The sequence below is a fragment of the Cobetia sp. genome (assembly GCF_983723665.1).
In genome coordinates this window covers 3764-13379 of record NZ_CFDJES010000084.1, presented here as the reverse complement: position 1 = coordinate 13379, position 9616 = coordinate 3764, and the positions used below count along the sequence as shown (strand labels likewise).

Genomic DNA, 9616 nt, shown 5'->3' with positions numbered 1-9616 from the left:
TGTTCTGGCTGCTGTTTTCGGGGCTGGCCACGATGCCGAGTCGCCATCGCTACGGAAATCTGCTCGAGATCCTGCACCTGCGCGGCAATACGCCCCGCTAGCGCCCCGCCCGCAACCTGCATGGGGAAGCCTGACGAGGGCTCTGGCCTGCAACGCCCGAATGGCAAGACACCCCGCGACCGGAAGGCCACGGGGTGTCTTGTCGTGCTGTAGTGCTTGGTAGTGCTTGGTAGTGCTTGGTAGTGCTTAGAGCAGGGCTCAACCACCATTCCTCGAGGGGGCTTTCGCCGCCAGGCTCATGGCCGTTTGTGACGCGGCACTCTCAGCACCCCTTGTGCGCGGCGCTTCTGCCAATCAGACAGACTTGAAAGGCCTCGGCTGTCGCTGATGCGCTTGCCCCCTTCCAGACGTTTGCTCATCCACAGCGCACTGCCATTGAAACTGTAGATAGGCAGCAGGTCCGTGCGCTCACTGGCCGGCAGGATGGAACTGTTCAGGTTGTCCAGTACATCAGGATTGCGCGTATTGGCGCCCTGATAGGTCACGACCATATGGAACTGGTTGAGGCTGAGCGCCTTGACGTAGTGCAGACGCAGGCGGTCTTCCGGTACGCCAAGCTCGCGCAGGGTCAGGTACTTGGCCATGGCGAAGTCATCGCAATCACCGGCCCCTGCCCCCAGAAACTCCTGCGGCGTCGCCCAGTAATCGGTCGCTCCCCAGACGCTGAGGTCATCGGTGAAGTTGAGACGATTGAAGAAATCGTTCACTTCGCTCAACTGACGCCTGATCGGCGCGCCCTCCAGACGCTGCAACAGTTGCTGCCATTGCTGCACACGATTCCAGCCACCGGTCCCGTAGATCTGGATGAACTGGCGGGAATCCACCGCCTGTGCCAGACCCGCACCGAGCGACAACGCCAGCAGCACCCCGACCGCAAGACCCTCCCACCAGCGGCGATGATTCATGTCGAGGCACCCTGAATGTCACTTAGCGAGGCATATCTTCTGCTGGATTGGCGAGCCTTGCCATGACATCGACTGCCGGTGACACGAAGCCCTGATAGCCATCTGCGCCCAACGACATCGCCCGCTCCTGATCCGCCTCGGACTCGACGCGGGTCACGATGACCTGCGACTCGACCTGATGCGCGGTCATGCACAGACTCTGCAACAGCTCGGTGTCGACATCTTCGCGCTTGAAGAACGCCTGGTCGATCTTGACGTAATCAGGCCGCAGCGCCGACAGATAGCTGAGCTCCTTCAGCTCTCGGGCGAAGCGGTCGATGCCACCCCGCGCCCCCAGTCGGCGAGCATGTCGGAACAGCATCTTGATACGCTCCTGATGCCTGAGGGCGATGCTTTCGGACACCTCGATATCCAGACGCTTGCACAGGCGCGGATGCGCCGCCAACCAGTTGAGCAAACCAATATAACTGGCTTCATCGTCGAAGGTTTCTTCGGTCAGGTTGAGCGCCAGCCTGGGCACTTCAATCCGGTCGATATAGGACGCCAGCCACTCCAGAGCGCGCAGATCGAACTGCGCCCCCATGCGGAAATGGCGAATCACGGGCAGGAAGTCACCCGCACGATGCAGTTCATCACCATCGCGCAGACGGGCAAACAGCTCGCGGTGGAGCTCGCCACCATCATTGAGCAACACCGGCTGAGCGACGAAATCGAGTCCCTTGGGGGAATCCAGGGCCTTTTCGATGATCTCGCGCCACTCGCCGCGCGGACGCGCACGCCCACCCGCAGGGGCCAGCTCCACGCCCGACCCTTGCTCGATGGCCTGACGAAGCGTGGCATCTGCAACGGCATATATCTGGGTACGCTGCATGCCCGGCTCACGCCGAACGGCGCCAATGGCACAGTTCTCCGGCGGAATATCCACCAGCGGATTGGCATCCAGCAGGTTGTCGATATCCTCCGCCAATAGCGTGAGAAACTCCTGAAGCCGAGTTTCGTCGGTTTCCGGCAGCAACAGGCCGAAATCACTATTGGCCAGACGCGCGGCAATGATCGCCTCACCCGCCAGTTCGCGATCTTCCAGCTTGCGCGCGATGGCTTTCACCAGGGCGTCACGCCCCTTGTAGCCCTGCTCGCGATACACCACCTCGATATGCGACACGCGCAGCAGCGCGAAGCTGCCACCCATCGGCTCGCTCAGCCACTCATCGACCGCTCGATTCAAATAGCCGCGGTTGCCAAGCCCCGATACCGAGTCTTCTTCCGCCTGGCGCTGCAGACGCGCCAACTGCGCGGCCTGAGCCTCGAACTGGGTCTGCAGGCGCTGTCCAAGACGATTGACCGCCGAGGTGATGCCCTTGAGCTCCGCCACGCTGGTCTCTTCCAGCGGCGCGTCGAAGCGCTGTGTCTCCATCTCATTGAGGCGAGACGAGAGGCGCTCCAGCGGGCGCAGCAGACGGCGCATGACCAATGAGGCAATCAGCAGCGTGATCAGGCCGCCCAGCAACAGCCACAGCGCCAGACGCTTGGCCAGCTGCCAGAGCTGGTCATAGCCCTGGGCGGATTCGCCGGTCAGGCTGATCGTGCCCAGCGACGCCCAGCCACCCGGCAGCTCGCGGCTCGCCGATTCCACCGGCATGGGAATCAGGTCACGAAACCACTGCGGTGCCAGACTCTCGCGCACGACATTGAAAGCGATGGGTGTCGCGATGGCCACGCTCTCCAGCCTGGCATCGCGCACATGGCCTCCATCCACCGTGGCACGTATCAGGGCTTCGGCACTGGCGGCATCGCCAAGCTCTACATGTGGCACCAGCGCGAGACTCAGGCTCTGGGCGAGATTCGAGAGTTCGACGCGTTGTCGTTCGGCCAATGCATCACGGGTGTTGTTGACCTGGATGAAGAAGATACCGAGGGAGAACCCCAACAATACCAGCAACATCAAGGTAAACAGGCGGCGCGAAAGACTCATCTGATTTCCTCATCAACCATCAGCATGGCAACGGCGCACCCAGGGTGCGGTAGCGCCGTGGGTGGCTTAGCCCTGTTGTTGGACGGGGACGGCAACATTCATGGAATCCAGCAGAGCGCCGGTCGCCGACAGCAGGCGATAGTTGGCGGTTTCCAGATCAAAACGGGCGCGAATCAGGTTCTGCTGAGAGGTGAACAGCTCACTCTCGCTATCCAGAAGGTCCAGCAATGTGCGGCGCCCGATATCGAATTGCTTGCGATAACTCTCGCGGGTATCGGTCGCGGCACGCACATAACTTTCCAGGTAATCGATCTGACGCTTGAGGTTCTCGCGGGCATTCCATGCCAGACGAATCTCGTCACGCACATCGCGCATCACGCGATCATTGTCGTGCTCGACCGCTTCCAGCGCTGCCTGACGACCGCGGATCTCGGATTGATCACGGCCACCGCGATACAGGTTGTAGCGCATGACCAGTTCGACGCTCCAGTCGTCTGACTTGCTCTTGTCCTGATCATAATCATTGTCCAGCGTGCGATTGCCCTCGAGACTGAACTCGGGGTAGTTATCGCCCTTCTCGGCGTTCACTTCATGGCGGGCAGCATCAATGGAGACCCGCGCTGCCGCCAACAGCGGGTTGCGCTGATTGGCCTGCACGTAGGCGCTCTCGACATCCTCGCTGAGCAGGCTGGTGTCGATGCCCGGCATGCTGAGGTCCGACGGCATCTCGCCCACCAGACGCAGATAGGCAGAGCGGGAATCCTCGAGATTGTTGATCGATGACAGCACGCTGGCTTCGGCATTGGCCAGACGACCATCCACCTGACGCACGTCACTGCGCGCACCAAGGCCGGATTCCGCACGCCGCCCGATATCATTCGAGATACGACGGTGAGCCTCGAGATTGGCTTGTGCATACTTGAAAATCAGCTCATCACGCATGACCTGCAGATAGGCACCGGCCGTATCCAGCGCGATGTCATTGGCCTCGGCCGCGACCTGCAGGCGCTGGTAGTCCGCCTCTGTCTCGGCCTGGCGAATGCGCTCGATTGTCGTGTTGCCGTCCCAGAGCAGCTGACGGATGGTCAGATCAAGGCGCGTGTAATCGTGCCAGTCGTCATCGTCATTGACGCCGTCATCTTCCGAGTCGAACTTGCCATATCCCAGACGACCGGTCAGATCCACCGTCGGGCGATACGCCCCGCGCTGGGTTTCCGCTTCTTCGAGTCGCTGGATGTGACGTGAAACCTGAACGCGCGTGCGCGGGTTTTCCATTACCGCTCGGGATACGGCCTCTTCAAGAGTCGCAGCCGAAGCCTGAACGCCAAACCCCATCCCTGCGGCGATGCTCAACGCCAAGAGTGTCTTTTTCATTATGAGTTACCCTCGAATCCATCAAATCCTTGATCAACGTTCACGCAAGGCACCTTGCCTGGCGCGCAGAATCGGCTTCATCAGATATTGCAGTACGGTCTGATTGCCAGTGATCACATCGACACTGGCCTGCATGCCCGGGATGATCGTGAGCGGATCCGAGTCACTGCCAAGGTGGTTCTGCTCCGTCAGCACCTTGATCTCGTAGAAACTGTTGCCTTCTTCATCCTGCACAGTATCCGCACTGATCTGATCGACCTTGCCTTCCAATCCACCGTAGATGGTGAAGTCGTAGGCAGATAACTTGACGACGGCCGGCTGTCCGATTCTCAGGAAGCCGATGTCCTTGGGAGCGACTCGCGCCTGAACCAGCAGCTGGTCCTCGATGGGAACGATCTCCATCAGGTCTTCCCCGGGCTCGATGACGCCGCCTATGGTATTGATATTCAGCGTCTTGATGGCGCCCTGAACCGGAGAGGTCACCAAAGTACGATCGAGTCGGTCCTGAAGACTGGTGCGCCCCTCACGCAAGCGACCCAGATCCGCCTGGGTCTTGGCGAGCTCTTCCGCGGCACGTGAGCGGAATTCCTGCGCGACGCCGACCCGATTCGAGATGGCCTCATCCAGCTCCGATTGCTTGCCCGGCACGGCCAGGCGCGCCGATTCAAGATCACCCCGCAGGTCGTTGACCTCACGCTGGATCTTGAGAAGGTCCACCTGAGAGACCACGCCTTCACGCACCAGCGGGGCCGTCATGCCGAGCTCGCGACGTGACAGTTGATAACTGCGCTCGAGACTGTTGATGCGCGATCTCAACTCACGCAACTCCTGCTCCTTCTGCAGAATCTGTTCACGCGCGCCATTGAGGCCACTGTTGAGCTGATTCAGATGCGTGCGATACGCCGTCATCGCACGCGACACCAGAGCGGGACTGCGCGCCTTGAATTCTTCGTCGAAGGGCAACTCGATATTCTTCACGCTCACCTGATCCTTCCAGGCATCCGCGGAGGCGTTGACCTCGATGGAATCAAGCTCGGTGTCGTACTGCATGATGGTGGCCTGCAGGCCATCGAGGGTCGAGACACGCTCGCGCAGATCGGAACCTGCACTGGTGTCATCGATGCGCAGCAGTGGCTCCCCCGCCGAGACGACCTGACCTTCCTTGATATAGATCTCGCGCACGATACCGCCTTCCAGGTTCTGGACGACCTGAAGATGCGTCGAGGGCACGACCTTGCCGGACCCGCGCGTGACGACCTCCAGACTCGCCTGACTGGCCCAGATGACGAAGATGACCACGAATGCGAGCACCATCCAGATCAGGATGCGCGACTTCCAGGGAGTCGCCAGCAACACGGCCGAACTGACATCGTCGAGATGGTGAAGGTCACGCTGCTCAATCGGTGCCTTAGCCACGATTCACCTCCTGCTTGCGCCCGGCGACACGGCCTTCATTCAGGGCGCTCAGCACCTGCTGCTTGGGCCCATCGGCGACGATGCGCCCCCCTTCCATGACGATGACGCGGTCTACCACGTCGAGCATGCTGCTCTTGTGGGTGACCAGCAGCAGCGTCTGGCTGCGTGGCAGGGACTTGAGCATTCTGCGCAGGCGCAGCTCGGCGCGGTTATCCATGTGCGACCCGGGCTCATCAAGCAGCAAGAGCGGGGGACGCATCAAGAGTGCGCGGGCCAGCAAGACCGTCTGACGCTGACCGCTGGAGAGCATGCGCCCACCTTCACCTACCTGACGGTCCAGACCTTCAGGGTGATGACGAGTGAATTCGGTCACACCGGAGGCATCAGCCGCGAGGTCGATCTGTACGTCACTGGCGTGTGGTTGGCCGAGGGTGATGTTGTCGCGAATGGAGCCGAAGAACAGTGAACTGTCCTGGCCCGCATGACCGATATGCCGACGTACGTCGGCGGGATGCAGCTGATTGAGATCCAGCCCATCGATTCGAACGCTGCCCGCCGTGGCGCGATACAGGCCAGAGACAAGACGTTGCAAGGTACTCTTGCCAGCACCGATACGCCCAATGATCGCGATCCTCTCACCTGGATTGATGGTCAGTGAGATATCCGACACGGCAGGTGGCGTATTCGGCGCATAGGCAAAGCCGACGCGGTCGAATTCGATGCGCATCTGCAGGTGCTCGCGGTGAACGTAACGACGATCTTCCGACTCTTCCGGCAATGCCATGATCTGCTCAAGCGCACTCATGGCACTGCGAGTCTGGCCGATGCGCGTGATCAGCAACGCCAACTGCCCCAGCGGCTGCAACGCACGCCCGGACAGCATGACCGCGGCGATCAAGCCACCGACAGACAGGCGTGCATCCGCGATCAGATAGACCCCGAACACGACCAGCGCCACCGTGGTGGCCTGTGTCAGCGACATGCTCAGCGAGCTGACAGAGGTCGTCAGGTTGCGGCTTTTCACCCCCCAATGCGCGATCTGCCCGACGGCGCGTTCATATCGACGCTGGGTTTCGCCCTGAGCATTGGCCAGCTTGAGGCTCTCGAGGCCGGAGACCGCTTCGACAAGGCGCGCATTGCGTTCCGTCGCCAAGCGCGACCCCTGCTCGATACTGCTGCGTAGCGGTTTCTGGATCGCCAGACTGTAGATAAGCAGGATCACGAGCGCGGCGAAGGGCACCAGAACCAATGGCCCCGCCACGATCCAGATCACCAGCAGGAACAGCAGGGCAAACGGCAGATCGACCAGGGTGGTCAGGGTCGCGGAGGTAAAGAACTCGCGAATCGAATCAAACTCCTGCAGGTGCTTCACATAGCCACCGACAGAGCCGGGACGCGCTTCCATCCGCAGGTTCATGGTCTTGGAGAAGAGCTTCGAGGTCAGCAACACCTCGGACTTCTTGCCGGCCGTGTCCATGAAGTAGGCACGTGTCTGGCGCATCACGAAGTCGAACACCATGATGATCGCCATACCCGTCGCCAAGACCCACAGCGTGTTGAAGGCCAGATTGGGCACGACCTTGTCATAGGCGTTCATCACGAACAGTGGCGATGCCACGGCAAACAGGTTGATCAATATCGACGCCAGAATCACGTCACGATAGATCGGCCGCGACAGCTTCAGCGTTGACCAGAACCAATGGCCACCACTCTGCTTGAGCGTTTCCGGTGCGCGTTCATCAAAGCGGTGCTCCTGCTTGAGATAGACGACACGCCCATCATGACGCTCAGCCAGAGACTCGATGTCGACCAGCTCATCACCATCGGCCTCAGGCTGATGAATCCTGGCCTTGCCTGCGTCGTTGTCGACCTCCAGCAAGACGACAGCACGCTCTTCCTTGAGTATGAGAATGCACGGCATCAGCATGTCGCTGATGGCCGTGATCTGCTGGTTGACCAGTTTGGCACTCAGATTGGCACGTGCCGCAGCACGACTGACAAGCGCCAGGGGAAGACGGCCTTCCTCCATGGGAAGACCATCGACCAGCACTGCTGCAGATCTGGGATTGCCGTGGTAACGCGCCATGAAGACCAGCGCATTGAGAAGGGGGTCGCCCTCCCTCTCGCCAACAGGCTCCGGTCTTAATGGCGTGGGTTGATCGCTCAACCTGTCCTCCTTAGTAGGGCACTTCGCAGATGTCTCTACGGCAAAGTCTAATACAGCAAGGGGAGACAGCCTAAGCCATCTCCCCTATCACATCGATTCAGCCGTCAACGTTCGTCTTGAGACTGTTGCTGTCGAGCAGAGATTGAATGATCTGCGTATCCGTGTCGCCACCTGATGTCAGGTCGACATCCTGCAGATTGATCTCTTGCGTGATATTGCTGCCGTCGGATCCGTCGACACTGATCTCGATATTGGTGCCACCTTCTCCGTCTGACTCGAAGTGCAGGAAGCTCGAGAGCGTATCGGCATCATCGTTGGACTGAAGCAGATCGGACAGATCGATGACATCGCCATCCGCGACACTGAAGTCGGTGATGGTATCCGTCGCCATGCCGCCTTCGCTGTTGATGTCATGACCGCTCAGCCACTGGAAGGTGTCGGCACCATCGCCGCCAGTCAGGATGTCATTGCCGGCACCTCCGACCAGAAGATCATCGCCCTCACCACCAGAGAGGATATCGTTGCCGGTGCCGCCTCTCAGCGTATCGTTGCCACTGCCGCCTTCCAGACGATCACTGCCCTCGCCACCGCTCAGGGTGTCATTGCCACCCTGGCCAACCAGATAGTCCGCATAGAACGGTCCATCGCCATCGCCCGTCAGGGTGTCGTTGCCATCGGTGCCGATGACCACGGCCAGCTTGTCGACATCGATACTGACACTTGAGGCGTTGGTATCCCCGTCATTGTCGACCGTCACGTAATCGAAGCTGTCCGTGGAGCGCTCGCTGACGTTATCCGGGGGCGTGTAGGTGAAGTCACCGCTCCCCAGATTGAACAGCATGCTGCCACCCAGGTCTGTCGAGATGATCAACTCCAGGCTGTCCGCATCGTAGCTGCTGTTGTCCGACCCCGTAGCAGACACGGTGTTGGTAACCGGATCATAACTGTAGGTCGTGCCATCCACGGTGACCGATTGCAGATAACCGCCATCCGCTCCCAGCAGACTGCCATCCACGGAGCTGCCCGAGACAAGCTGACCACTGACAGGCGATTGCACGGTCGCGGCCAGACTATCATCGAGGTCCGAGAAACTGGTGACGACGGTACTGTCTAGGTTCTCAACAGCAGAGCCATCATAGGCAATAGGATCAAGATTGCTCTCATTGACAGACCCTCCCAAACCAATTGAGTAAGACTTAATTGAATTATCGATCAAAAATTGTTGCCATTCGACTTCTTCACCAGCTGAAATCCCAGCACTTCCAGAAGGACGATTAGGTATGCCATCGGAGAAGAAATAAGACACATTCTGTGCCGATTCAAGAGCACCATCTGCATTAAAATTCCACATTGCCGTATCAAGAGCAGAATCATAATTGGTAGCACCACCGGCTTCCAATGTATCCAATAACAATGAAGCTCTTTCGACCGTCACCCAGCCAGGCGCATACGATGCGTAAGATTGGAAGACAACAAGGTTGACCATCACGTCACCGAAATCATCGTAAGAATCTAGAAGCACCTTGACCGAATTAATAGCACTCTGAAGACGAGTGCTATTGTCAACTCCATCACTCGTACTCATTGAACCCGAGATATCCAGCATTATTGTGACATTGGTATCCACCAGGGTGGACGAGAAGCTCTGCGCTTCCTGCTGCTCGGGTGCATCATCCTCGATGCCGATGGTCAGCGTGCCGGTGGAGCTGGCGCCTTCGCTAT

Annotated in this window: 6 protein-coding genes; all 6 read right to left on the bottom strand. The window is 59.4% G+C overall.

Annotated elements, in window-relative coordinates; translation table 11 throughout:
- Positions 1–296: 296 nt before the first annotated feature.
- Entirely contained in the window at positions 297–965 is a 669-nt protein-coding gene (locus AC4FAH_RS09735; protein WP_213114967.1) for a transglutaminase-like cysteine peptidase, read from the bottom strand.
- A 22-nt stretch (positions 966–987) separates the two neighbouring features.
- Positions 988–2937 (bottom strand): bifunctional diguanylate cyclase/phosphodiesterase, encoded by a 1950-nt coding sequence (locus AC4FAH_RS09730; RefSeq protein ID WP_213114966.1) that lies wholly within the window; start codon positions 2935–2937, stop codon positions 988–990.
- Between the two features lie 66 nt (positions 2938–3003).
- Positions 3004–4311 (bottom strand): TolC family outer membrane protein, encoded by a 1308-nt coding sequence (locus AC4FAH_RS09725; RefSeq protein ID WP_339843122.1) that lies wholly within the window; start codon positions 4309–4311, stop codon positions 3004–3006.
- Between the two features lie 33 nt (positions 4312–4344).
- Positions 4345–5727, bottom strand: coding sequence for an HlyD family type I secretion periplasmic adaptor subunit (locus tag AC4FAH_RS09720; RefSeq protein WP_213114964.1), 1383 nt, complete (start codon positions 5725–5727; stop codon positions 4345–4347).
- The gene (locus AC4FAH_RS09715) at positions 5720–7894 is read right to left on the bottom strand and encodes a type I secretion system permease/ATPase (protein ID WP_249330619.1); all 2175 of its coding nucleotides are present in this window, start codon (positions 7892–7894) and stop codon (positions 5720–5722) included. The genes AC4FAH_RS09720 and AC4FAH_RS09715 overlap by 8 nt, the downstream gene beginning before the upstream one ends.
- 97 nt (positions 7895–7991) lie before the next feature.
- Positions 7992–9616, bottom strand: a 1625-nt coding sequence (locus AC4FAH_RS09710) for a type I secretion C-terminal target domain-containing protein (RefSeq protein ID WP_490245954.1), incomplete at its 5' end; no start/stop codon positions are given.